The organism is Burkholderia sp. Se-20373 (genome assembly GCF_017104705.1).
Classification (GTDB): Bacteria; Pseudomonadota; Gammaproteobacteria; order Burkholderiales; family Burkholderiaceae; genus Burkholderia.
This window is the reverse complement of the sequence record NZ_JAAGPH010000041.1, coordinates 1-23,599: the sequence shown is the minus strand read 5'-3', so window position 1 is coordinate 23,599 and position 23,599 is coordinate 1. Positions and strand designations below refer to the sequence as shown.

Here is a 23,599-nt window from a genome sequence, read left to right as displayed (position 1 = left end):
TTCGTGTCCAAGTTCGCGGCTGATGGTCCGCCGTACTTGGGTATCCACGGATCACGCTTCTCCGTGGCATCAGGCATCTCCATTGTTATCCATGGTCGTCCACGAAGCGCTAGGACATGAATCTATGCCCAGGTTTATGTCCACGCGTCTAAAGCGACGTCGGGAAATCGCTTTAAATGCAATAGGGTAGGCGGCTTTCTCTTGCTTCTACATCAAGACGCCACCCGCCTTTACACCGTCACGCGCCCGGTTCGCGCCCGACCTGTTCGAGCGGCGGGCTGAACCCGAGCACCGTGTACTCCCGCACGGACACCGTTCCTTTCCCCGCCGCGCCCTGCACGACGACCGCGCGCACCGCACCGGCCCGGTCGAATGTCAACCGGGTGCCGAGGGTCGCATTGCGCAGCGCCTCCAGTTCCTCGATCCGCGCGATCGCCAGCTTGCGCACCGCGCCGGACACGTACACCGGCAGGAACACCAGCGCGATGAAGATCGACACCGCGTCCTTCGAGGCGGTATCCAGCACCGGCTGACCCGACATCACGAGCGACAGCGAGGTCGCCGCGACGAAGATCGCGAGCACGGTCGCGCCCACGCCGAGCGACGAGAACCGTTCGGCCGCCTTCTTCATGCGCGCCTTCACGAGTGCGCGCGTGGTCGCGGCGGGCACCAGCCATTCGCGCTGCGCGCCGTGGTATCCGGCGAAGCCGAGGAACAGCGTCGCGACGGCGCTGATGCCGATGGCGGTGTACAGCGCGTCGAACAGCACGCAGACGAATTCGAGCACGAACACGATCACCGGCGGCCACAGCAGCAGACGGAACGAATAGCCGTCGCGGCCATGCCCGCGGATCCACCATTTCACCGGCGGCAGGTCCCAGAAGCGGCTCTCGCGGCGGAGTGAAAGTTCTTCGTCGTCGGTCAATTCTTCACCTGTGGTGCTCCGTTGCGTCGAGTACGGCTGATGCAGATGATGCGGCTGATGCGGATGAAACGGGAATGAATACCTGGGGTTATCGATTGATCCCAAAGATTCATTAGACAGTGTCTCCGCCGCCGCGCGATGCTGGCCCGACCAGTGAACGCGGCGTCATTGTCACGCCGCGCACGAGAATGGAGTGAGACACATGCCCAACGACCACCGTCAACGGCGCCACACGCTGTGGCTGCTGTGCGCGCTTTCGTTCATCCTCTACGTCGACCGCGTCAACCTGGCGACCGCGGCCGGCGCGATCAAGGCCGAACTCGGCCTGTCGAATACCGAACTCGGCGTCGCATTCTCCGCGTTCGCGTATTCGTATGCAATCTGCCAGATCGGCGGCGGCTGGATCGCCGACCGGTTCGGCGCCCGCATCACGCTGATCGGCTGCGGGCTGATCTGGGTCGTGTCGACCTTCGCCACCGGGCTCGTGCACAGCCTCGGGCTGCTGTTCGCCGCGCGGCTGCTGCTCGGCATCGGCGAAGGCGCGACGCTGCCCGCCCAGGCCCGCGCGATCACCCATTGGTTCCCGCGCGAACGGCGCGGCGTCGTGCAGGGCTTCACGCATTCGTTCTCGCGGCTCGGCAACGCGGTCACGCCGCCGATCGTCGCCGCGCTGATGACCTGGCTGTCGTGGCGCGCGGCATCCTTCGCGATCGGCGCGGTCACGGTCGTGTGGCGCGCCTCGTGGCTCGTCTGCTGCGGTGCCGACGGCCGCGCTGCCGACCGCGCTCGCGGTCGACGCCTGGCCCGCGCTCACGCCGCCCGATTGCTGGAACGCGTATTGACGGCAGTTCGCATCGTCGGCGCGGAACTGGTCGAACGACTTGCCCGTGCCGGGCAGCGCCATCACGCTCGGCCCGGTCGGCATGTACGCGCATGCGCCGAGCAGGCCGGCCAGCGCCAGCGCGGCCGGCACGCGCAGCGGTCGAAATACGGATTTCATCGTCGCGCCTCCATCACTGCGGCCGCGCCGGCACCGATCGCCAGCCGGACTTGCAGGTCTTTACATACGGGTAGTAATGCTTCGACGCGTCGCAGTAGTACCAGAGGTTCGCGTCGCCTTCGTCCTGCGGCTGCCCCTTCTCGACGTACTCGGGCGGCGGCCCCGGATCGACGGGCACGGCGACGACAGGCGGCGGGTAGTAGTAAGGCGCGGGGACGACGGGGTAGTAATACGGGTAGCCGGGGCCGATGTAGACCCCGACCCGGGCGGCATGCGCCACACCGCCCGTCGCGATCGCCACTGCGGCCACCGCGCCCAGTGCGAGCTTCAATCCATTCACGTCACGTTCTCCGGCTGGCGGTTCGTCGATGCGAACCCGACATCCCGAACGCTACGCCGCGCGCGATCCGTCATCCATTACGGGCCGGCGCGCCCATGTTGCGCGGCGTTACCCATGTGACAGACCCGATCGGCCGCGGCCCGCCGGCACGACCGCGTGCGTTACGCGATAACGCACTGAAACGGTTCGGCTGCGCGCGGGCGCCGTGACGCGCGGTGTCACGCGGCGTTTGCGTCCGCGCCGAACCGTTCCGATGACGCGACGCGCCATATTGCCGCACGTGCGTCAGACCGCCACGCCGCGGCCGCGCGCGCCGCAAGCAGCCTTCTTGATACGAATCAACGATTTACCCCGGAATCGCGCGCGACGGGCTGGACATCTGCGACGAGTTGGCGCATTTCGCGGTGCAACATCGCGGCCCATACTCCAGCCAACCCCGACGCCCGTCCGCCGGGGTCCGCCGGCACCCGCCGGCGGGTATCGTCAGCCTCGGTCAACTGGTATGGACACCGCTCTTTCGGCCCTCGATCTGGCCCGCCTGCAATTCGCGTTCACCGTCTCCTTTCATATCGTCTTTCCGGCGCTGAGCATCGGCCTCGCCAGCTTCATCGCCGTGCTCGAATATCGCTGGCTGAAAACCGGCAAGCAGTACTACAAAACCCTCTGCCTGTTCTGGTCGAAGATCTTCGCGGTCGCGTTCGGGATGGGCGTCGTCTCCGGCGTCGTGATGAGCTACCAGTTCGGCACGAACTGGTCGGGCTTCTCGAGCTTCGCTGGCGCCGTCACCGGGCCGCTGCTGATGTACGAGGTCATGACCGCGTTCTTCCTCGAGGCCGGCTTCCTCGGCATCATGCTGTTCGGCTGGAACCGCGTGAGCCCGCGCGCGCACTTCGGCGCGACGCTGATGGTCGCGATCGGCACGCTGATCTCGACGTTCTGGATTCTCGCGTCGAACAGCTGGATGCAGACGCCGCAGGGCTTCGAGATCGTCGACGGCCGCGTCGTGCCGACCGACTGGTTCGCGATCATCTTCAACCCGTCGTTCCCGTACCGCCTGTTCCACATGGCGATCGCCGCGTTCATCGTCGCCGCGCTGGTGGTGGCCGCGACCGGCGCCTGGCACCTGCTGAAGGGCCGCCGCGACAAGGGCGTGAAGAAGATGTTCTCGATGGCGCTGTGGCTGCTGCTGGTACTCGCGCCGCTGCAGGCCGTGATCGGCGACCAGCACGGTATCAACACGCTGAAGCACCAGCCGGCGAAGATCGCCGCGATCGAAGGGCTGTGGGAAACCGAGAAGGGCGGCACGCCGCTCAACCTGTTCGGCATCCCCGACATGAAGGCGGAAACGACCCGCTACGCGGTGAAGGTGCCGCACCTCGGCAGCCTGATCCTCACGCACAGCTGGGACGGCGAGATCCGCGGCCTGAAGGAATTCCCGCCGGAAGACCGTCCGAATTCGACGGTCGTGTTCTGGAGCTTCCGCATCATGGTCGGCCTCGGCTTCGCGATGATCGGCCTCGCCGCGCTCGCGTGGCTCCTGCGCCGCCGCGGCCGCCTGTATGAATCGAAGTGGTTCCAGCGCTTCGCGCTCGTGATGGGCCCGACCGGCTTCGTGTCGCTGCTCGCGGGCTGGGTGACGACCGAAGCGGGCCGCCAGCCGTGGGTCGTGTATGGCGTGATGCGCACCGCGCAGGCCGTGTCGCCGCTGTCGGTGCAGCAGGTCAGCCTGTCGATGATGACGTTCGTGATCGTGTACTTCCTCGTGTTCGGCACCGGCGTGTACTACATGCTGAAGCTGATGAAAGCCGGCCCCGCGCTGCCCGCCGTGAAGCACGACGACACCCCGGACACGCGCCCCGACCACACCGCGCGCCGGCCGATGTCGGCCGTCGACGAGCCGCTCGAGACCGTCTGAGCCCACTCTTTCCGCATACGAGAAAACCTATGGACGTCACCGTAATCTGGGCCGCGATCATCGCATTGGGGCTCTTCATGTACGTCGTGCTCGACGGCTTCGACCTCGGCATCGGCATCGTCTTCCCGTTCTTCCCGGACGAGAAGGAACGCGACCTGATGATGAACACCGTCGCACCCGTGTGGGACGGCAACGAGACGTGGCTCGTGCTCGGCGGCGCCGGGCTGTTCGCGGTGTTTCCGGTCGTCTATTCGACCGTATTGTCGGCGCTGTACCTGCCGCTGATCTTCATGCTGGTGTGCCTGATCTTCCGCGGCGTGTCGTTCGAGATCCGCGCGAAGGCGCGGCGCACGAAGCAGCTGTGGGATCTCGCGTTCATCGGCGGCTCGGCCGGCGCGACGTTCTTCCAGGGGATCGCGCTCGGCGCGTTCCTGCAGGGCATCAACGTGAAGGACGGCGTGTTCGCGGGCGACGCCTTCGACTGGCTCACGCCGTTCAGCCTGCTGACCGGCCTCGGCCTGATCGTGACCTATGCGCTGCTCGGCTGCTGCTGGCTCGTCGCGAAGACGGAAGGCGACCTGCAACGGCGCCTGCATCGCGTCGTGTGGCCGCTGACGGTCGTGCTGCTCGGCTTCATCGCGGTCGTCAGCCTGTGGACGCCGCTGCAGGATCCGGCCATCGCGCAGCGCTGGTTCGATTCGGGGCTGTTCTGGCGCCTGCTGCCGGTGCCGTTCCTGGTCGCCGGCTGCGCGGTGTGGATGCGCCGCGCGGTGCGCGCCCGGCACGACATGACCCCGTTCGTGCTTGCGCTGGCGCTCGTGCTGCTCGGCTACGTCGGCCTGCTCGTCACGCTGTTCCCGTATGCGATTCCCCAGACGATGACGATCTGGGAAGCCGCGGCGCCGCGTTCCAGCCAGACCTTCACGCTGGTCGGCGCAGCGGTTATCCTCCCGATCATCATCGCCTACACGACGATGGGTTACTGGGTATTCCGAGGCAAGGTGCGCCATGAAGACCAGCATTACTACCACCACTGATTCCGCCGATCGCCAGCCCGCTGCGCCGAAGCCGCGCATGCGCGGCTGGATGTGGTTCGTCGTCCTGTGGGCGGGCGGCGTGATCGGCGCCGTCACGCTCGGCTATGCGTTCAAGATCTTCATGAACCTGACGCTGTTTGCGGTGAAGTAGGCGAAGCGGCTGCCGCGTCGAGCGACGATCCGGCAGCCGTTTTCTCGTTGACGGCTGCCGCTCCGGCCGGATGCACCGGGCGACGCGCCGGCATGCGCGGCCATTCTCCGGGCGACGGCAGCGCGCACTCCGCTCCCGTTCCCCCTTGCGCTCCCGGCGCCGGCACCTGCGTGCCGATCACCGCTCGCACGACGTCGTGCACATCGCCTTGTCCATCGCGCTGAAGAAAGTCTGGTAGAAATCGGGCTCGACGATGGTCTTCATCCGCGAGTCGCCGTTGCTGTCCCATACCGTGCGGTCGAATCGCGCACGCACGATCGCGTCGCGCGCCGCCGTCACGCGAACCGTGACGACGGCGGCCACCCGCTCGTGATCCGGCTTCGCGGGCAAGCCGCCGATGCGCGCCTTCAGCGCGCCGCGCAGCAGTTGCCGCCACTTCGGAATCAGCGTATCGCTGCGCCCGCCCTCGATCAGGCCCGAATCGCGATCGACCGTCACCGGCGCATAACCCTGCGCGCGCAGCACGCCGGCCACCGCGTCGAGTGCGCGCCCCTGCGTCGCACCGGCATAGCGGCGGTCGGTCATCATGCGCAGCGTCTGCTGCTCGCTTTCGGACAGGTCGACTTCGGTCTGGCTGGAGCTGTAGCGCACCAGCGATCCGCCGCTGCCGATCTGGCGTTCGTTTTCCGGCTTCGCTGCACACCCGGCCAGGACCGCGAACAGTCCGGCACAGGCGAGCGCCAGCGCGCCGCGGCCATGCATCGTCGGCACCGCTGCCTCGCGGCGCATCGCGCGCCGGGCGCGAAGTCGGCGGCGAATTGCGGTTGATCGGCAATCGGGTGGCACTATGATCGTCATCGCGGTGTTCTCCTGTCGGCGCCATCATAGGGACGCGCCCCGACCGCCACAAACGACATTTTTTGACCCACTGTGTAGCTTTTCTTCGCGATCTCACGATGCGCCGATTGCCGCCCCTGAACGCGCTGCGCAGCTTCGAAGCTGCCGGCCGCCTGCAGAGCCTCACCCTCGCCGCCGACGAGCTGAACGTAACCCAGAGCGCGGTCGCGCAGCAGATCCGCGTGCTCGAATCGTTCTTCGGGCAGAAGCTGTTCGAGCGTGACGGACGCTCGTTGCGGCTCACGCCGCGCGCGCGGCATTATCTTGTCGACGTCGCGAGCTGCCTCGGCCGGCTCGCTCAGGCGACGGGGCAGATGTTCGAACCCGGCGGCGGCCATCCGGTGCGGATCAACACGTCCGTCTCGTTCGCGCACGGATGGTTGCTCACGCAACTGGCCGCGTTCCAGGCCCAGCATCCCGATATCGACGTGCAACTCGTCACGACGCCCGACAACGAGCGCGACCAGTTCGACGAAGCCTGCGACATCGTGGTTCGTCGCTATACACCGGAGCTGCGCCGCAAGGGGTTCGTGTCGCGGCCGCTGCTCGCGACCGTCGCGGTGCCGGTGTGCGCGCCCGGCCACCCGGTGCTCGACCAGGCGCGCACGCCGGCTGACCTGCGCAACGCGCCGCTGCTGCATTACGCGGGTTTGCCGCAGGCATGGCAATACTGGTTCCATCAGGCGGGCTCGGTCGTCACCGAGACGCTGCGCGGGCCGTTCTATCGCGAGTTCTTCCTGATGATCAAGGCTGCGGCAAGCGGGCTCGGCGTGTGCCTCGCGCCGCGTGCAGTGGTGCGCGACGACATCGAGCAAGGGCGGCTCGTCGCGCTGTTTCCGGAAGTCCATCTGGAAGCGCCGCCGTTTCATTGCCTGTATCGCGACGACGACGATCCGTCGCTGCGCACGTTCGTCGACTGGCTGTTCGCGCGGGCGGAAGCGCTGGAGGGGGCGCCGCCACAGTAACCCGCACCGCGGGGGCGACGGCCCCTGTTGCCGATTGCTTCAGCGCCGCTCGCGCAGCGCCGCCTCGATCTTCCGATCGGTCTTGTACTGGCTCAGCGCATACACCGACCAGATCGCGGCCGGTATCCAGCCGATGATCGTGATTTGCAGGATCAGGCAGATGATCCCGGCGATCGGGCGGCCGATCGTGAAGAACTGGAACCACGGCAGCAGCAGGGCAAGCAGAAGGCGCATCTGGACTCCTTTCGAGGCGTCGTTGAAGGTTCGTGCATCGCCAATATGGCGAGTTGCCCGCGCCATTTCAAGTCCGCTACCGACGGTCCGCGGACGAGAAGCCTCAACCTCGTCCCACCGCCCTACGCCGAATCGGCCAGCCACCGCGCGACCCGCGCCACGAGCGGATCCGCTTCGTCGAAGCATTCGGCACCCGCCACGCGCGGCGCGTCGCAAATCGCGAACACCGGCTTGCCCCACTGCAACCCGAGCGCGATCTCGGACAGCGTGCCGAGCCCGCCGCCGACCGCGATCAGGCACAGCGACGCCCGCGCGACCAGTGCGTTGCGCGTGATGCCCAGCCCGGTCGGCAGCGCGACGCTCAGGTAGGGATTCGCGAGCGTCGCATCGTCTTCCGGCAGCAGCCCGATCGCGCACCCGCCGGCCGCATGCACGCCGCGCGCGGCCGCCTCCATCACGCCCTGCTTGCCGCCGCCGACGATGGCGACACCCGTCGCCGCGAGCGCATGCGCGATCCGCTGCGCGACCCGCATCTGCTCGTCGGTCGCCTCGCGCGGACCGATCACGCCGACCGGCATGCGATGCCGCCGCGCGCCGCGCTGCCGCTGCGCGAGTTGCGCCAGCGCGTCGCACGCCGCTTCCGACCACTCATCCATGACGTCGTTGCCGTACAAGGCCTTCCCCCAATGCAAGAACGCAGGTGCAGATCGCCGTCAGCACGATCGACAGCACCGCCGCCTGCGAGAAATCGGTTTGCCCGTCCGACAGCTTCAGATACATCAGCAGCGGCAGGATGTTGATCTGCGTGCCGGCCAGCGCGAGCGCCGTGCCGTAGGTGCCGAGCGCGATCGCCGTGACGAGGCACCACGCGGACGCGACCGACGGCCACAGTTCGCGCCACGCGACGTCGAGCCACGCACGCCACGGGCGCGCGCCGAGCGTCAGTGCCGCCTCGAGCGGCCGCCGGTCGAGATTCGCGAGCGCCGGGTAAATCATCAGCGCGACCCGCGGGATCAGGTAATACGCATACGCGACCGCCAACCCCGGCATCGTGTAGATCGCGCCGCCGAGCACGGTCGGGTCCGCGCCCAGCGACGCCGCGAGCGTGGTGACGAAGCCGGCGCGGCCGAACGCGAGGATGAAGCCGTACGCGATCACGAGCCCGGAGAAGGCGAGCGGCACGCCGAGCAGCGCGAGCGTCCAGTGGCGGCGGGCGGGCGACTGGCCCGCCAGCGCGAATGCGACCGGCACGCCGATGCCGACCGACAGCGTGCCGGCGCCCACCGCCAGCGCCAGCGAATGCGCGATCGCATCGGCGACGAGCGGATCGCGCAGCACCACGCCGAACGCACGGCCGCCGTCCGTGAAGGCCGAGCCGACGAGCGCGGCGAGGGGCAGCGCGAAGCACACCGCCAGCAATACCGCCGCCGGCACCGCGCCGAAGCGGCGCAGCGCGCCGCGTTCCGCCAGGGAGGTCTGCATCGTGCGCCCCTTACTGGCCGAGCGTCGCCTGCGACCAGAGCTGGTCGACCTCGGCCTTGCGCGCGGCCGCCTTCGCCACGTCGAGCGGACGTACCTGCGGCGCCTTCGGCAGCTTCGCCGCGACGTCCGGCGCGACCGGCGTGCCGGGCACGGCCGGCCGCACGAAGCCCTGCGCGAACAGCGCCTGACCGACGTCGCTCATCACCAGGTTGAGCCAGAGCTGCGCGGCGGACGGGTTCGGGCCGTTCTTCACGAGGCTCATCGCATATGGCGCCGATACGCTGCCGTCCTGCGGAATCACGACGTCGGCCGCGTCACCCATGCCGTCGACGTACTTCGCCTTCAGGCCGTCGTTCTCGTAGCCGATCAGGATCGGAATCTCGCCCTTCACGAATTTCGCGTAAGGCGTCGTGCCTTCGACGCGCAGCACGTTACCCGCGCGCTTCAGCTTGCCGAGGAATTCCGTACCGGGTTTCGGGTTCTCGACGCCGCCGCCGTTCGCATAGGCTGCCGCGAACACCGCGACCTGCCCCTGCCCGGTCGAACGCGGGTCGAGATAGACGACCGCGTTGCGATACTCCGGCTTCAGCAGGTCGGACCAGCGCTGCGGCACGTTCTTCACGAGCTTGCGGTTGACGAGGAACGCGATGTTCAGCGAGTGCACCGCGAACCAGCGGCCGTCCGCCGAGCGAAACACGTCCGGCAGCTTGTCGAAGTTGACCGGCTTGAACGGCGCGACGACATCCTTGCTTTCGGCGTCGAGCGCCGACGCGGCGAAGTAGTACGCGGTATCGGCCTGCGGACGGCGGCGCGACTTGTCGAGCGACACCACGGTCGCGGCCGAGCCGATATCGTTGTAGGTGATCTCGACCTTCGGATAGCGCTTGCGGAACTCGGCGAACAGCGCCTTCCAGTTCGCCCATTCCGGGCCCGTGTCGAACGACACGACGAGCCCTTCGTCGGCGGCCTTCGCATACAGCGCGTCCTCGCCCGGATACAGCGGCGCGGCGTGCGCCGGTGCGGCAGCCAGCGCCGCGAACGCGCAGAGTGCCAGCACGCCGGCGCGTAGGGTTTTCACAAGAGGGTGGCCTGCAGGCATCGGGAATCTCCGTTGAATGAAAGGGGTCATTGCGCATCCGGCGCGGCCGGCAGCACGAGCAGATGGCGCGGGTCGATCGCGATCCGCCGGGTGGCCGGCACGCGGCCTTCGCACAGCAGCGGGTCGGCGGAGCCGGCGGGAATGAAGTCGTAGCGTTGCATCGCGCCGAAGTAGCGCACGTCGCCCGGCGCGCCGTCGATGCGGTTCACGCCGTGCGCCGGCGGATCGGCCTCCACGTGCTCGGGCCGCACCAGCACCTCGACCTCGGCGCCCGGCCGGTGCCCGCCGGTCTCGACGCGCAGCGTCGCGAACCGCACGTCGACCGTGTCGGGCGCGGTCACGCGGCCGCGCAGCAGCGTCGAATGCCCGACGAAGCGCGCGACCTGCGCGGACACAGGCCGCTCGTACAGGTCGCGCGGCGTGCCCACCTGCAGCACGCGCCCGCCGTCGACGATCGCAACGCGGTCGGCCATGCTCAGCGCCTCGTCCTGGTCGTGCGTGACGAGCAGCGTCGTCGCGCCGCACGCGCGCTGCAGCGCGCGGATTTCGTCGCGCAACTGATGGCGGATGCCGGCGTCGAGCGCGGCCAGCGGCTCGTCGAGCAGCAGCAGCTTCGGCTCGATCACGAGCGCACGCGCCAGCGCGACGCGCTGCTGCTGCCCGCCGGACAGCATCGCGATGCCGCGTTCCGCATGCGCCGCCAGGCCGACGCGCTCGAGCATGTCACGCGCGCGCTGCCGCCGCGCATCGGCCGCGACGCCGCGCATTTTCAGCCCATACGCGACGTTGTCGGCCACCGACAGGTTCGGGAACAGCGCGTAGTGCTGGAACACCATGCCGACCTCGCGCCGCCACACCGGCACGCCGGCCATGTCGGCGCCGCCGATCACGATGCGGCCGCTACCGCCGTCGAGCAGGCCGGCCGCGAGCCGCAGCAGCGTGGACTTGCCGGACCCGCTGCGCCCCATCACCGCGAGCAGCTCGCCTTGCGCGGCGGACAGCGTGACGTCGTCGACGCCATGCCGCGCGCCGGGATACTGGAAACTGACGTGTTCGAACTCGAGACTCATGACGGACTCACTTCATACGTTGCACGGTGCCGACCGACACGAGCGTCGCGAGCACGGCGAGGACGAGCAGCACGACGGTGGCCGCGCACGCCATCCCCGCCGCGCCGTAGAACGCCTGCAGCAGCACGATCGGATAGTTGCGGTAGCGAAAGCCGGCAATCAGGTTCGAGATCTGGAATTCGCCGATCGACAGCGCGGCCACCATCACGAGCCCCGAGAACAGGCTGTGCCGCAGGTTCGGCAGCACGATCGTGACGAACTGGCGCAGCGGCGTCGCGCCGAGCGTCGCCGCGCAGGCCTCGAGGCGCGCGAGCCCGAGGTGGCGCAGATCGCTGAGCAGCGTCTGCAGCAGGTACGGCAGCGTCAGCACCGCGTGGGCTCCGATCATCAGCGGCAGCGTGCCGAGCCAGGGCAGCGTGTCGCCGCTGAAGATCGCGATATAGCCGAAGCCGAGCGTCAGCGCGGGCACGGCCACCGGCATCAGCATCACGACGCGGGTCGCCATGCCGCGCCCGGCCTGCGCACGGTGATGCAGCGCATACGCGAGCGGCAGGCCGACCGCGGCGTTCAGCGCGCAACACGCCAGCGCCACCGTCAGGCTCACGCCGAATGCGCGGGTGAAGCTGCGATTTCCGGCGAGATCGGCGAACCAGTGACCGGTGAAGCCGGTCGGCAGCAGCGTGTTGGTCCACGACTGGCCCACCGAGCCGATCAGCAGCAGCACGATCGGCAGCAACAGGTAGAGCCCGAACACCGCGACGAGCGCGTGCAGCAAGAGGCGTCCGACACGCGGACGCACCGGCCTGTTACGCGAAATCGGAACACCATCGGCCAGGGCCGGGGCGGTAGACGCAGGCATGAAAACACTCGCGAACAAGAGACGAAGACACCGCGCAACACCCGCCGGGCGGGGCTGTCACGCGTTTTCTGGATGGCCGCAGTGTGCGGATCCGACATGGCATCGTCATGAAAAAAACGTACAAAGCCCGCATCGATCTGTGCGCCGAAGGAATAGTCGCGATGAAGCACCTGTATCCGAACGTCTCGGAACTGCACGCATTCACCTGTTCCGCGAAGTATCTGAACTTCTCGTATGCGGCCCGCGAACTGGGCCTGACGCCCAGCGCGGTCAGCCGGCAGATCGCGAATCTCGAGGCGCTGTTCGGCGTGAAGCTGTTCGTGCGCGAGGGGCGCAGCCTCGTGCTCACGCGTGCCGGGCAGGTGTACCACGCACGCGTCGCCGGCCCGCTGCGCGAGATCGGCAACGCGTCGATCGAACTGCTGAGCGCGCGCGAAAACGGCGACCTGCTGACGATCGCCAGCGTGCCGACGTTTACGACCAAGTGGCTCGTGCCGCGGCTCTCGCGTTTCCTGGCCGTCGCGCCCGGCGTCACGCTGAGCTTTCGCCGCCATCTCGCGCACGGCGACATCTTTCCGTTCGGGCTCGACGCGGCGATCCGCTATGGCGACGGGGCCTGGGAAGGGGTGCGAAGCGATTACCTGGACGGGCGAACCTTCGTGCCGGTCTGTACGCGCGAATTCGGCGAGCGGCACGCATTGCGCACGCCCGCCGACGCCGTCTCGGCGCCGCGCCTCGTGCACGAGCAGGCGGAAATCGCGTGGTCCGCCTGGGCGGAACGCCATCGCGCCACGCAGATGAACGCGCTCGCCGGGCCACGCTTCGAACAGTATTCGGTGCTGATCCAGGCCGCGCAGGCGGGTCTCGGGCTCGCGCTCGTGCCGCGATTCCTGATCGCGGACAATCTCGCGGCCGGCACGCTCGTCGAACCGTTCGATGCGCCCGTCGAGGTCGACGCGCAGGGGCACTACCTGTGCTACGCGCCGGAGCGCCTCGAGACGAGCGAAGCGTTGCGGCACTTCAGGGCATGGATGCTGGACGAATGCGCGCCGGCGTAAGCCGGATCGCTTTCGTCATGCGGCGGGACGCGCTCGGCCGCGCGCCCCACGTTGCCGGACACCACCGGGCAGCGGCGTCCGGCTGTCGCCGTCAGCGGCGGATGCCCAGCCCCGGCAGCACCTCCGTGCCCTCGGCCACCACCGCATGCAGCAGGCGCGGGTTCGCGCCGAGCAGCCCGAGGATCGTCGGCGCGACCTGCTTCGTGCCGACCGTGTCGGTCACCGTGCGTGCGCGATGCAGGCCCGGGTACGACACGAGCAGGCCGAGGTGGCTGTCGTCCGGCGCGTTGCCGCCGTGCTCCTCGTCCTTCTTCGTGCTCGACGTGTAGATCACGCCCGGATTCGGCTGGACGACGATGTCCGGCGTGCGGCCGTTGGCCGGATCGCCGAAGCGCTCGGCAAGCGCCGCGCCGTACAGCACGTACGCCTGCGGGCCGTCCGCGCAGATCCCCGGCGCGTTGCAGCTGAGGTTCGCCTTCAGCGTCTGCACCACGGCCGTGCGCTGGTTGCGGTCGCGCAGCCAGATCAGGCCGACGTCGTCGGTCTGCACGAAGCCCGTGTCGACCAGGCCGGAGCCGTCGTTCAGGTTGCCCGTCTTCGTGTTGTTCTGGCCGAAGTTGCCGTTCGGGTCGATGTAGTTGTTCGCTTCGAGCAGCTTCGTCAGCGTGTCGCCGTTCTTCACGAGCTTCGTGTGATCGGCCGGCGACTGGCCATGCTTCGACGTGACGATCACGGCAGTCGACGCATACAGGTTCGCCTGCTTCAGCGCCGCGACGACATGGCCGATCGAGTTGTCGACGTACGTGATCGCGTTCGCGACCTGCCCGTTCGGCGTGAAGTTCGCATCGAGATAGCCGCCGCCCTTCGCGACCGGCGCCTTCTGCGCGACGCTGAGCGTCTGGAAGTTGCCGCCGAACAGCGTCGGCACCGGCGCGCGCTTCGTGCCCGTCGAGTCACGGCCGTTGATCTGGTTGATCAGCGCCTGCACGTGCAGGTTGTCGAACTGCGCGGTATGCGAATAGACGTCGGTGTAGTCCGTCTTCGTCACCGGGTCGATCGAGTTGATCTCGGTGCGCATCAGGTCGTCGACGCCGGTGCCCGACGGCCCGTTCAGCCAGTCGTAGCCCCACGCGTGCTTGTCGGCCCACGCGGTGGTCGCGTTCGGGATGCCGGCCTTCACGGCCTCGAACACCGTGTTGGTCTTCACGTAGTTGTGCGGATAGACCGGCGCGCACTTGCCGTCGACCTTCGCGTTCGGGATCGCCTGCGGGTTGAACGCGCCGCCGCCGTTCAGGTGGACGAGCGCGCCGCCGTTCTGCGCGTCGATGCCGGTCGTCTCGTCGAACACGACGTTCCAGCCCTGCTTGCCCGAGCAGCTCGTGTCGCCCGGCGCGTACAGGTTGCGGTCGTACGACACGTCGTAGAACAGGCCGGCCGTCTTCGGCGAGCCGCCCGTCACGAGCGCGGCGAGGCCCGGGAACGAATCCGACAGGCCCGGCGTGTAGGCGTTCGTGTACGTCACGCCGCTCTTCGCGAGCACCGCGATGTTCGGGCACGTGTTCGCGCCGATGCAGCGCGCGAGATCCTGCTCGTGCAGGCCGTCGACGCTGATCAGCAGCACGTGCTTGACGACGCGGCTCGCGTGGCCGCGGTCCTCGCCGTGACTGTCGTCGTCCTGCTGCGCAGCGTGCGCACCCGCACCGGCGAGCGCCAGCGCGCCCGCCACCATCGCCACCACCTTCCGCTGCTTACCAAGGAAAGACATGATCACCCCACCTCTTCGATTGACGTTGAACTGCGTGACTAGCCATCAGGCGCGCAAGACTATGGCTGCGCCGTGGGTCGCTCGCATGAAGCGGGGCTTTCTGTTTTCTATCAAACGTAACCAATCGCAAGTGACACGAATCGTTCGCGAAGCAAGGTGATCGGGCGCACATTGCGATGGGCACGCTCACCTGCCGGCACTACACCGGTGCATCGGTCGAACCGTCGGCAACGTCATCGGTCGTACGATTTTTTTTCCGGCTTGGCGCGCGACTATTGGTGTGTGATAAAGGGTTTTCCCTGACCCGGAGCACGAGTATGTCGACCCTGGAAGCCCTCCGGTTCGTGCTGGACGATGCACGCACCCCCGAAATCATTCGCCACCACGTCGTCGACGCGTTGCAGTACGCGTTGCGCAACTACGGACAGGTGTTCACGGCGAAGGAAGTCGAATGGCTGGCGCAGTGGGACGACGCGCGTCTGCCGCTGGCTGCCAAGAAGGAGCTGGGCAAGCGCGAGGAACCGGCGATCGCCGCGCGCTGAAGGAAACGCGCCGCCGCGCCCGAACGGATGATCGGACGCGGCGGCGGACGGCCTGCTTACTGCAGGCCGAAGTCGACGCGGGTGGTCGCGCCCTTGTCCTCGATGCCCTTCGCATCGAGCTTCGGCGCGACGACGAACACGCGGCTCGAATCGATCTTCCCGTCGAGGTACTGGCGCACGGCCTGCGCGCGCTGCTGCGCGAGCGCACGCAGCGCGTTGTCGTCGGCCGGCGCGTGCTCGGCGAGCGCCTTCTTCATGTCGGCGTCGGGCAGCGTCTTCTGCAGGCCGATCACGTTGCGCGGCTTCTTGAAGTCGGCGGCCTTGTACGCGCGCGTCAGGTACTTGCCGTACTCGGCCGGCTCGACCTTCACCGACATCGGGTCGATGCTCTCGCCCTGCCCGACCACGTCCTTCAGCTTCTGCTGGCGCACGAGCCGCTCGACGTACGCGTCACCCAGCCCCGACGTGTCCTTCGCCGGATCGACGCGACCGATCAGGTCGAGGCGGATCGACGGCTTCTCGGTCAGCATCTTCACGACGGTGTCGAGCTTCTTCTGCTGCGCGTCGTCGAGCTGGTACGAGCCCGGCGCGAATTCGACGTAGCCGAGATCCTCGCCGCCGCCGCCGAACGCATGCGCGAGCAGCGAGAACGGCGACGTGACGGCCTTCGCGATCAGGTTCAGCACCGCGCGCCAGATCAGCCCGCCGACGCTGAACTCCGGATTCGACAGCGAGCCCGACACCGGCAGGTTCACGTCGATCTGGCCGCGCGTGTTCTTCAGCAGCGAGATCGCGAGCTTCACCGGCAGCCGGGTCGCCGTGTCGTTCTCCACATGGTCGCCGAACGTGAGCTGGTCGATGAAGATGTGGTTGTTCGCCTTCAGCTGGTCGTTCGCCAGTTCGTAATGCAGGTCGACGTTGAGCTTGCCCTTCGTGATCGGGTAGCCCGCGTACTTCGCCGAGTACGGCGTCAGGTTGGTCAGCTCGATGTCGTGCGCGGTCGCGGTGAGGTCGAGCGCCGGCTTCTCGATCAGCGGGTTCACCGAACCCTTGATCGAGATCGGCCCGTTGCCCGCGAGGTTCGCGGCCACGTCGACCGGCGCGGACGTCGTCGAATCCGTGCCGAACGCGCCGACCGTGCCCTTGATCGCGACGAGGTTCGCCGTGTAGTTCGGCTTGATGAAGTTGTCGGTGTACGTCACACGGCCGCTCTGCAGCAGCAGCTCGCCGAAATGCATGCGCACCGGGTTCTGCGGTTGCGGCGCGGCCTTCACGACCACCGTCGCCGACGCGGCGGCCGGCGCGGATGCCTGCTGCGCGGCCGCGGCCGAAGCCGCCTGGGCGGCGGCCGGCGGCGTCACGCCCGGCGACAGCGGCACCGGCTCGCCCTTGCTCGCGTCACGCGTGAGCGACTGCGCGGGGCCCGTCTCCTTCGCGACCACGTCCTTCAGGTTCAAACGCCCCTGCGCGTCGAGCAGCACGCGGCCGTAGAAGTTCGAGAACGTCACGCGCGCGGCATCGACATCGGTGCCCTTCTCGTCGTAGTTCGCCTTCAGGTTCGTCAGCGCGAGCGAGCGCCACCCCGCGAACGGGTCGGAGGTCGCCTTGTCGAGCATCCGCACGTCGACCAGCGCGACGTCGCCGCGATAGGTCGCGCGCGGCGCGCCCTTCACCTGCGCGAACGTCAGGTTGCCCTGCGCGTTGAGCAGCGCGCTCGCGATCGTCGCGTTCAGCGCGCTGCCGAAATACGGCTCGAACGCGGCCGCGTCGAGGCGGTTGCCGTTGATCTTCAGGCCGAGCTTCAGCGGCTGCGCGGTCACGTCGCCCGTCACGTTCAGCGAACCCTTGCGGTTCAGCGTCGCCTTCAGCTGCACGGGCAGCGGCTTGGTCAGGTCGTCGCTGATCTTCTGCACCGACAGGTCCAGCGGCTTGATCGCCAGCTTCACCGGACGCGGCGTCGACAGGTCGGTGAAGTTCGCGGCGGAATCCTTCACGTTCAGCGCGTCGATCCGGTAATGCCACGACGGCGCGGCGGCCTCGGCCTTGCGCGCGACCGTGCGCTTCGGCACCGCGGCCTGCGCGGGTTCGGCCAGCGCCGCGAGGTCGATCTTGCCGTCCTTCAGGCGCTGCACGTCGAGCGCGAGCCCGCTGACGTCGACGCTGGCGATCTCCGCGATGCGCGTGGCCACGTCGACCTTCGCGATCTTCGCGCTCGCGTCGGGCAGCACGATCGCGGGCGCCTTCGCGTCAGGCGTCGCGATCTTCAGCGACTTCAGGCTGACCGTGCTGTCGGCAACCTGCGCGGCGAGCGGCGTCTTGCCCCAGTCGGCCTTCGCGTTGACGGTCGCGCCGAGCGTGCCGTCGAGCACGCGCGCACGCGTCGCCTCGCCGAGGTACGGCTGCAGCGCCGGCAGCGCGAGTGCGGCGACCGTCAGCTTGCTCTCGGCCTGCTTCTCCGCGAGATTGAACGCGCCTTCGGCCGTCACGTCGCCGCCGCGCGACAGCGACGTCGACAGCGTGTATTTCGCGGGCGTCTTGCCCTGCATCGTGAAGCCGTCGAGCGTCGCGGCGAGCTTCGTGAGCGACAGCGCGGTCGGCGTGGCCGGCACGCGGTCGTCGACGTTGACCGTGCCGCCGTCGATCGCGAAATGGCGGATCGTCAGGTCGAGCGGCGGCGCCTCCTTCGCGCCGGCGCCGGCTTCGGCCTTGGCCCCGCTGGCGGTGGCTTCGGCAGCGGCGGAAGCGCCGGCGCCGGACGCCGCCGGCTTGCCCTCGGCGGCCTTCGAGGCGGCTGCCGGCTGCCCGGCGAGCTTCTCGACGTTCAGCACGCCCTGCTTGTCGCGCGACAGGTCGACCACCGGCTGGTCGATCCGGATCTCGTCGAAATGCATCGCGTTGCGCAGCGGTTCGAGGCTGGCCGCCGCGACGTGCACGCCGCGCGCGGCGAACAGCGGCGCGGACGCGTGGTCCGTCACCTTCGCGTCCTTCAGGTCGACGGTGCCCGACACGCGCAGCGCGGGCGTCTCGCCGCTCATCACGAAATTGACCGTGAGGTCGCTGCTCAAGAGGCCGCTCGTCACGGCCACCGGCAGCTTCGCCGGCACGTACGAGATCAGCTTCGGCACGTCGAGGCCGTCGAATTTCAGCGCGATCTCCGATTCGCGCGACTGCGCGAACGGCTTGGTCTTGCCGTCGATCGCGATCGGGCTGCCGTCGAAGCGCGCGCGCAGCTTCGGCTCGACGAAGATGTCGGTCTTCGAGGCCAGCGTCGCGATGTACGGAATGCCGAGCGTCCAGTTGTCGACGACGTGCTGTTCGTTCAGCAGACGGTCGTCGAAATCGATCCGGCCGTTGTTGACCTGGATGTTCGACACCGAGAACTGCGTCGGCTTGCTTTCGGGTTTCGGCGACGGCGTCGAGAACTTCTCGATCAGGTCGGTGAAGTTGAAGCGCTGCGCGTCGTAGCGGACGATATGAAAGCGCGGCGAGTCGAGGCGGACTTCATTGACGATCGGCGCGCCGCGGAACAGCGACGACCACGACGGCCGCACGACGAGCTTCGCGATGTCGACGAAGTCGCCCTGGCCGCCTTTGTCGCCGAGATGGATGCCGTCGGCTTCGAGATTCAGCGTGTACGGGTTCAGCGCGATGCGCTGGATCGTGGCGGGCCGGTCGAGCTGTTTGCTCAACTGCTGTTCGGCGATATGGCGGATCAGCGGCGGCGCCGCGAAGAACCCGAGCAGTCCGAATAAAACGAGGAAGATCAGCAGGCCGATGCCGATGCGCCGGGCCCGGCGCGAGCGTGCAACGCCACCGAGGGCATGGAGAGTGGAGGGTACGGTTTCTTTGTCTGCGCTTGCCATGCTTGAATGCCTCGGGATGGAATGCCGGGCCGCGCCGGAGAACCGGGCGGCCGCGCACGCTATCCCGAAAGTATAGGCTCAGGAGGGGACGGGACGGGGTTCGGGCGCCGTCGCGCCCGCCGGTCGGACAACGCCGCCGGTCATCCGTTCATTTCCGGACGACGACGGGCGGCATCCACGACCCGTCGCTCGCCTGCGGCTTCGGTGCGTACAGGCGCAACGCGAGTGCGAAATCGGCGCGCGGCGCCGGCAGCCAGTTGGCCGCCTGCGTGCCGCCCGGCGACGCCGACACGACGATGTCGATCGAGCCGTCGTGGTTGCGGCGCAGGCGGTCGCGATCGCCGAGCGAACGGCGCGCCGACCCGACGTCGGGCAGCGCGCCGTTGGTCGAATAGGGTGTCAGCGTCCAGAATGCACGCACCGGCGGCAGCGCGCCCGGCGCGAAATGCAGCACGTAGCGGTTCGCGCCGTTCAGCGGATGGCCGTCGCTATCGATGCGGACGACCGCGAGCGTTTCGTCGTCGCGCGTCGCGGTGCCGAACTGCGTGTAGGCCGCGTACGCGCGCAGCGTGTAGTCCTGCCCGTACTTGCCGGCCGTATCGCCGATCCAGCTCCAGCCGTTCGCGTTCAGCAGGTTCGACGGCGGGGTCGAGAGCCGCGCGCGCGCCTCGGCGACGCCGGCCGTCGCGGCCGCGAGGCGGTCGCCCGTCCACAGCACCGGGTAGCCGGCCGACACGCCGATGTCGCCGAGCAGTGCCTGTGCGTGCGCATCGTCGGCCGGCGCCGGGTTGTCCTGCAGCGCCTGCGCGAAGCGCGTGAAGAACGCCTTCGGATCGAGTGCGGCCACCTGCTCGGCCGGCGTGCCGCCGCCCACCGCTTCGGACGGCGCGCTGCCCGCATGCACCGCGACCGACGCGCCGCGCGACGCGCCCGTGTAGACGGACAGCGGCACCACGCGGATCGCGCGCTGCAGTTTCTTCACGTTCGTGAGGTCGCGCCCGCCGCTCGTCTGCAGCCGGACTTCGAGCCACGCGTTGGCCGGCGGGACGTCGATCCGGACCGCGCCCTTCGGCAGCGTGCCCTGCCAGTCCTTCGCGGCGAAGGCAATCGTTTGCGATCGCGCGCCGCCGCGTGCCCCGCGTGCGGCCACGCTCGACGACGACCACAGCACGTTCGTCCACATGTCGAGTGCGCGCGCATCCCAGTAGCGGCCGCGCGTGTCGGGCAACGTGACGATCACGGGTTCGGTCGCGACGTCGAGCCAGCCGGTCGAGTCGAGCGTGTCGACGCCCGGCAGCGGAGGATTGACCGCGCCGACGGGCGGCAGCGCCTGCGCATGGCGCAGCGTGTTGAGCGGCGCCTGCCCCGGTTGCGCGCCGTCGCCGCCCGTCGCCGCTTCCTTCGCGACGTCCATCAGCACGAGCGGATACGCGTAGACATAGGAGTCGGCGACTTCCGCGCGCATCCAGCCGGTTTTCCGCTGGATGGCGTCCGGTTGCGACGCGCACCCCGCTAGCAACGCCGCGATGGCGAGCGACGCGCACGCGCGCCGCAGAGAAACTGATTCCTGCTGGTTTTCAATCATCGATTACTGGCCGAATATCGTTCTTTTCAGTCAACGCCTTGTTCGACTTGCGAATGGCGAAAGCAAGGCACCCCAGCCTCCCCCGGACAACCGTCTCGCTACGGTTCATAACGGTGGGCACTGATGTCAGGCCGGTATCATAGCGCCTCGGGGCATCCCCCAATATGCCGATTAGCGGGTGGCGCGTATCCGCGGGCCGAACGGGTCCCAAAAATGTCTTGCCGGATCTTCAGGATAATTGGGGCGGCATCGAAGCGGTTTCGGCTGGCTTTGGATCTGTCTCAGCGACGGTCGAGTTGCCATCTGGATTGACAAATGGTGTCACTATTGACACCGGCTCGACGCGACGCCGGAAGGCGCGCTCGCCGGCATCCGCCGGCTCGTCGCCGATGTCGTGCGCGACATGACCGCGAACGGCGAAAAGGTGCCAGAACCGATCGCCGACCGCACCTATAGCGGTGAATTCAAGGTCCGCATCCCGCCGCAAGCTCACCGCGCGCTGGTGATCCAGGCCGCCGAACAAGGCGTCAGCCTGAACCGTCTCGCAAGCGCCAAGCTCTGCGCGTGACCACGCGATCGCGTGCAAGCACGTGACGCCCGGCTTTCCTCGCGGAAGCCGGGCGTTCGCTTTTTCCGGGCCGTGGCACCCTGTGAACAGGGATGGCCTTGAGCCGATCCACCCGCCTTGCATCGCATGCATCACGCACCGCTTGACCTTACCATCATGGGAATGTTGATACTGGGATCATTGGCGGCATGAGCCGCGCATTCAGGGAATCCGACATGACTGAATCACTTGCCTCCGCAGCGCTGCATACGATCGAGCTGAGCATCGACGGCATGCATTGCGGCGGCTGTACGGGCCGCGTGCAACGGGCGCTGGCCGCGGTACCGGGCGTCGTCGAGGCGGCTGTTGACCTCGACACGCACACGGCGACTGTGACTGCGCACGATACGGTAGAAGACGCGCAACTCGTCGAGGCGGTCGGCGCAGCCGGCTACCGCGCCGCCGTGCGCGGCCCGCTGCTCGAAGACGCCGCGGCGCCGCATCCCCATCCGGTCGAAGCATCGCCCGCGCCGATGGCCGCAGCCGCTTCCACGACGCGCCACCCGCTTCCGGCCGACAGCACCACCATCGAACTCGACATCGACGGGATGACCTGCGCGTCCTGCGTGTCGCGTGTCGAAAAGGCGCTGGCGAAGGTGCCGGGCGTCACGCGCGCGTCGGTCAATCTCGCGACCGAACGGGCCACCGTCGACGCCGCGCCCGATGTAACCGCCGCCCGGCTCGCCGAAGCCGTGAAACAAGCCGGCTATGGCGCGACGCCGGTGGCCGGCGCCGCGATCCCGCCGGCAGCCTCCACCGAGCCCGCCGATCTCGAACTCGACATCGGCGGAATGACCTGCGCATCCTGCGCCGGCCGCGTCGAAAAGGCGCTGGCCGCCGTGCCGGGCGTCGCGCGCGCTTCCGTCAACCTCGCGACCGAACGTGCGTCGGTGCACGGTGCCGTCGCGCTCGACGCCGCCACGCTGATCGCGGCCGTCACCACGGCCGGCTACCGCGCGTCGCTCTCCGCCGCATCATCAGCCGGCGCCACCGCCGGGGCTGATGCGCAACCGACCCGCCCCGCGCAAGACCCCGACGCCCGCAAACACCTCGAAGCGATTCGCGAACGCGACCTCGTGATCTGGTCCGCCGTGTTGAGCGCGCCCCTTGTCGCACCGATGCTCGTCGCGCCGTTCGGCATCGACCTGATGCTGCCCGGCTGGCTCCAGCTCATGCTCGCGTCGATCGTCCAGTTCGGCTACGGCGCGCGCTTCTATCGCGCGGCCTGGCATGCGGTGAAGGCGCGCACCGGCAACATGGACCTGCTCGTCGCGCTCGGCACGTCGGCCGCGTACGGGCTGAGCCTGTGGATGCTGCTGCGCGCCCCCCTGCATCCCGGCCACCTGTATTTCGAGGCGTCGGCCGTCATCGTCACGCTGGTGCGCTTCGGCAAGTGGCTCGAGTCGCGCGCGAAGCGTCAGACCACCGACGCGATCCGCGCGCTGAACGCGCTGCGTCCCGACCGCGCACGCGTCGTCGAGCACGGCGTCGAGCGCGACGTGCCGCTGGCGCAGGTACGCGTCGGCACCCGCGTCAGCATCCGTCCCGGCGAGCGCGTGCCGGTCGACGGCCGGATCGTGTCGGGCCGCTCGCATATCGACGAATCGCTGATCACCGGCGAAAGCCTGCCCGTGCCGAAGGACGACGGCGACTCCGTCACGGCCGGCTCGATCAACGGCGAAGGCGCGCTCGTCGTCGAAACCACCGCGATCGGCGCGGAGACGACACTCGCACGCATCATCCGCCTCGTCGAATCCGCGCAGGCCGAGAAGGCGCCGATCCAGCGGCTCGTCGATCGCGTGAGCGAGGTGTTCGTGCCGGCGATCCTCGGCATCGCGTTGCTGACGCTGGTCGGCTGGCTGATCGCGGGCGCCGGCACTGAAACCGCGATCCTCAACGCGGTCGCGGTGCTCGTCATCGCATGCCCGTGCGCGCTCGGCCTCGCGACGCCCGCCGCGATCATGGCCGGCACGGGCGTCGCGGCCCGGCACGGCGTGCTGATCAAGGATGCACAGGCGCTCGAACTCGCGCAGCGCACGACCGTGATCGCGTTCGACAAGACCGGCACGCTGACCGAAGGCAAGCCGTCCGTGACCGCGTTCGAAGCCGTCGGCGTGCCGCACGACGAAGCGCTCGCGCTCGCGGCGGCGGTGCAGCGCCAGAGCGACCATCCGCTCGCGCGCGCCGTGGTCGCCGCGCACGATA

19 protein-coding genes and 1 pseudogene are annotated in these 23,599 nt (G+C 68.5%); 9 read left to right on the top strand and 11 right to left on the bottom strand.

Annotated features, from left to right (window positions below):
- Positions 1-238: 238 nt before the first annotated feature.
- Positions 239-925 carry a hypothetical protein gene (locus tag G3N96_RS16110; protein ID WP_206137791.1) on the bottom strand — a complete coding sequence of 229 codons (687 nt, stop codon included), beginning with the start codon at positions 923-925 and terminating at the stop codon, positions 239-241.
- Between the two features lie 202 nt (positions 926-1,127).
- Between G3N96_RS16110 and G3N96_RS39865 the strand changes: the two genes are divergently transcribed.
- The 4 genes from G3N96_RS39865 (at position 1,128) to G3N96_RS16080 (ending at position 5,368) form a co-directional block, all read left to right on the top strand.
- Positions 1,128-2,474 carry an MFS transporter gene (locus tag G3N96_RS39865; protein ID WP_346778895.1) on the top strand — a complete coding sequence of 449 codons (1,347 nt, stop codon included), beginning with the start codon at positions 1,128-1,130 and terminating at the stop codon, positions 2,472-2,474.
- Positions 2,475-2,767: 293 nt separating this feature from the next.
- Positions 2,768-4,180: a cytochrome ubiquinol oxidase subunit I gene (locus tag G3N96_RS16090; protein WP_206137790.1), complete on the top strand. Its 1,413-nt coding sequence runs from the start codon at positions 2,768-2,770 to the stop codon at positions 4,178-4,180.
- Between the two features lie 29 nt (positions 4,181-4,209).
- Complete coding sequence (gene cydB / locus G3N96_RS16085) at positions 4,210-5,217, top strand: cytochrome d ubiquinol oxidase subunit II (RefSeq protein WP_039364378.1); 1,008 nt, start codon at positions 4,210-4,212, stop codon at positions 5,215-5,217.
- Positions 5,189-5,368, top strand: coding sequence for a hypothetical protein (locus tag G3N96_RS16080; protein ID WP_089428885.1), 180 nt, complete (start codon positions 5,189-5,191; stop codon positions 5,366-5,368). Before cydB ends, G3N96_RS16080 begins: the two co-directional genes overlap by 29 nt.
- Before the next feature lie 177 nt (positions 5,369-5,545).
- Here the strand turns inward: G3N96_RS16080 and G3N96_RS16075 are convergent, their stop codons facing one another.
- The gene (locus tag G3N96_RS16075; protein WP_241022668.1) at positions 5,546-6,130 is read right to left on the bottom strand and encodes a hypothetical protein; all 585 of its coding nucleotides are present in this window, start codon (positions 6,128-6,130) and stop codon (positions 5,546-5,548) included.
- Positions 6,131-6,324: 194 nt separating this feature from the next.
- On the opposite strand from G3N96_RS16075, the gene G3N96_RS16070 reads away from it, so the two are divergent.
- Entirely contained in the window at positions 6,325-7,230 is a 906-nt protein-coding gene (locus tag G3N96_RS16070) for a LysR substrate-binding domain-containing protein (RefSeq protein ID WP_241022665.1), read from the top strand.
- A 39-nt stretch (positions 7,231-7,269) separates the two neighbouring features.
- Here G3N96_RS16070 and G3N96_RS16065 read toward each other — a convergent pair whose 3' ends face one another.
- The 6 genes from G3N96_RS16065 to G3N96_RS16040 all read right to left on the bottom strand — a co-directional run bounded on the left by G3N96_RS16065 (position 7,270) and on the right by G3N96_RS16040 (position 11,974).
- Positions 7,270-7,464 carry a YqaE/Pmp3 family membrane protein gene (locus G3N96_RS16065; protein ID WP_089441448.1) on the bottom strand — a complete coding sequence of 65 codons (195 nt, stop codon included), beginning with the start codon at positions 7,462-7,464 and terminating at the stop codon, positions 7,270-7,272.
- Positions 7,465-7,586: 122 nt separating this feature from the next.
- Positions 7,587-8,120, bottom strand: coding sequence for a TIGR00725 family protein (locus G3N96_RS16060; protein WP_206137788.1), 534 nt, complete (start codon positions 8,118-8,120; stop codon positions 7,587-7,589).
- Positions 8,113-8,946 carry an ABC transporter permease subunit gene (locus G3N96_RS16055; protein WP_206137787.1) on the bottom strand — a complete coding sequence of 278 codons (834 nt, stop codon included), beginning with the start codon at positions 8,944-8,946 and terminating at the stop codon, positions 8,113-8,115. Before G3N96_RS16055 ends, G3N96_RS16060 begins: the two co-directional genes overlap by 8 nt.
- A 10-nt stretch (positions 8,947-8,956) precedes the next feature.
- Positions 8,957-10,045 carry an extracellular solute-binding protein gene (locus G3N96_RS16050; protein ID WP_206137786.1) on the bottom strand — a complete coding sequence of 363 codons (1,089 nt, stop codon included), beginning with the start codon at positions 10,043-10,045 and terminating at the stop codon, positions 8,957-8,959.
- Positions 10,046-10,071: 26 nt separating this feature from the next.
- Entirely contained in the window at positions 10,072-11,115 is a 1,044-nt protein-coding gene (locus G3N96_RS16045; protein ID WP_206137785.1) for an ABC transporter ATP-binding protein, read from the bottom strand.
- Between the two features lie 7 nt (positions 11,116-11,122).
- Positions 11,123-11,974 (bottom strand): ABC transporter permease subunit, encoded by an 852-nt coding sequence (locus tag G3N96_RS16040; protein ID WP_206137784.1) that lies wholly within the window; start codon positions 11,972-11,974, stop codon positions 11,123-11,125.
- 161 nt (positions 11,975-12,135) lie between these two features.
- On the opposite strand from G3N96_RS16040, the gene G3N96_RS16035 reads away from it, so the two are divergent.
- Complete coding sequence (locus G3N96_RS16035; protein ID WP_124582537.1) at positions 12,136-13,032, top strand: LysR substrate-binding domain-containing protein; 897 nt, start codon at positions 12,136-12,138, stop codon at positions 13,030-13,032.
- 91 nt (positions 13,033-13,123) lie between these two features.
- Here G3N96_RS16035 and G3N96_RS16030 read toward each other — a convergent pair whose 3' ends face one another.
- Positions 13,124-14,803 carry an alkaline phosphatase family protein gene (locus tag G3N96_RS16030; RefSeq protein WP_206137783.1) on the bottom strand — a complete coding sequence of 560 codons (1,680 nt, stop codon included), beginning with the start codon at positions 14,801-14,803 and terminating at the stop codon, positions 13,124-13,126.
- A 311-nt stretch (positions 14,804-15,114) separates the two neighbouring features.
- On the opposite strand from G3N96_RS16030, the gene G3N96_RS16025 reads away from it, so the two are divergent.
- Entirely contained in the window at positions 15,115-15,339 is a 225-nt protein-coding gene (locus G3N96_RS16025; RefSeq protein ID WP_027790361.1) for a hypothetical protein, read from the top strand.
- A gap of 56 nt (positions 15,340-15,395) precedes the next feature.
- Here the strand turns inward: G3N96_RS16025 and G3N96_RS16020 are convergent, their stop codons facing one another.
- Positions 15,396-19,202, bottom strand: a complete 3,807-nt coding sequence (locus G3N96_RS16020) for a DUF748 domain-containing protein (protein WP_206137782.1) — start codon at positions 19,200-19,202, stop codon at positions 15,396-15,398.
- 148 nt (positions 19,203-19,350) lie between these two features.
- Complete coding sequence (locus G3N96_RS16015) at positions 19,351-20,787, bottom strand: DUF1254 domain-containing protein (protein WP_206137781.1); 1,437 nt, start codon at positions 20,785-20,787, stop codon at positions 19,351-19,353.
- A gap of 337 nt (positions 20,788-21,124) precedes the next feature.
- Here G3N96_RS16015 and G3N96_RS16010 point away from each other — a divergent pair.
- Both G3N96_RS16010 and G3N96_RS16005 read left to right on the top strand, forming a co-directional pair.
- Positions 21,125-21,355, top strand: a pseudogene (locus G3N96_RS16010) (toxin-antitoxin system HicB family antitoxin); the annotation flags it as partial.
- A 215-nt stretch (positions 21,356-21,570) separates the two neighbouring features.
- Positions 21,571-23,599 (top strand): heavy metal translocating P-type ATPase (locus G3N96_RS16005; RefSeq protein WP_206137780.1); only part of this gene is annotated, 2,029 nt, incomplete at its 3' end.

Excerpts from the sequence above, each read along its gene's own strand:
- G3N96_RS16065 (WP_089441448.1), bottom strand. The coding sequence starts at position 7,464 with ATGCGCCTTCTGCTTGCCCTGCTGCTGCCGTGGTTCCAGTTCTTCACG.
- cydB (WP_039364378.1), top strand. The coding sequence starts at position 4,210 with ATGGACGTCACCGTAATCTGGGCCGCGATCATCGCATTGGGGCTCTTC.
- G3N96_RS16050 (WP_206137786.1), bottom strand. The coding sequence starts at position 10,045 with ATGCCTGCAGGCCACCCTCTTGTGAAAACCCTACGCGCCGGCGTGCTG.
- G3N96_RS16075 (WP_241022668.1), bottom strand. The coding sequence starts at position 6,130 with ATGCATGGCCGCGGCGCGCTGGCGCTCGCCTGTGCCGGACTGTTCGCG.
- G3N96_RS39865 (WP_346778895.1), top strand. The coding sequence starts at position 1,128 with ATGCCCAACGACCACCGTCAACGGCGCCACACGCTGTGGCTGCTGTGC.
- G3N96_RS16055 (WP_206137787.1), bottom strand. The coding sequence starts at position 8,946 with ATGCAGACCTCCCTGGCGGAACGCGGCGCGCTGCGCCGCTTCGGCGCG.
- G3N96_RS16080 (WP_089428885.1), top strand. The coding sequence starts at position 5,189 with ATGAAGACCAGCATTACTACCACCACTGATTCCGCCGATCGCCAGCCC.
- G3N96_RS16020 (WP_206137782.1), bottom strand. The coding sequence starts at position 19,202 with ATGGCAAGCGCAGACAAAGAAACCGTACCCTCCACTCTCCATGCCCTC.
- G3N96_RS16015 (WP_206137781.1), bottom strand. The coding sequence starts at position 20,787 with ATGATTGAAAACCAGCAGGAATCAGTTTCTCTGCGGCGCGCGTGCGCG.
- G3N96_RS16045 (WP_206137785.1), bottom strand. The coding sequence starts at position 11,115 with ATGAGTCTCGAGTTCGAACACGTCAGTTTCCAGTATCCCGGCGCGCGG.
- G3N96_RS16025 (WP_027790361.1), top strand. The coding sequence starts at position 15,115 with ATGTCGACCCTGGAAGCCCTCCGGTTCGTGCTGGACGATGCACGCACC.
- G3N96_RS16090 (WP_206137790.1), top strand. The coding sequence starts at position 2,768 with ATGGACACCGCTCTTTCGGCCCTCGATCTGGCCCGCCTGCAATTCGCG.
- G3N96_RS16060 (WP_206137788.1), bottom strand. The coding sequence starts at position 8,120 with ATGGATGAGTGGTCGGAAGCGGCGTGCGACGCGCTGGCGCAACTCGCG.
- G3N96_RS16070 (WP_241022665.1), top strand. The coding sequence starts at position 6,325 with ATGCGCCGATTGCCGCCCCTGAACGCGCTGCGCAGCTTCGAAGCTGCC.
- G3N96_RS16035 (WP_124582537.1), top strand. The coding sequence starts at position 12,136 with ATGAAGCACCTGTATCCGAACGTCTCGGAACTGCACGCATTCACCTGT.
- G3N96_RS16040 (WP_206137784.1), bottom strand. The coding sequence starts at position 11,974 with ATGCCTGCGTCTACCGCCCCGGCCCTGGCCGATGGTGTTCCGATTTCG.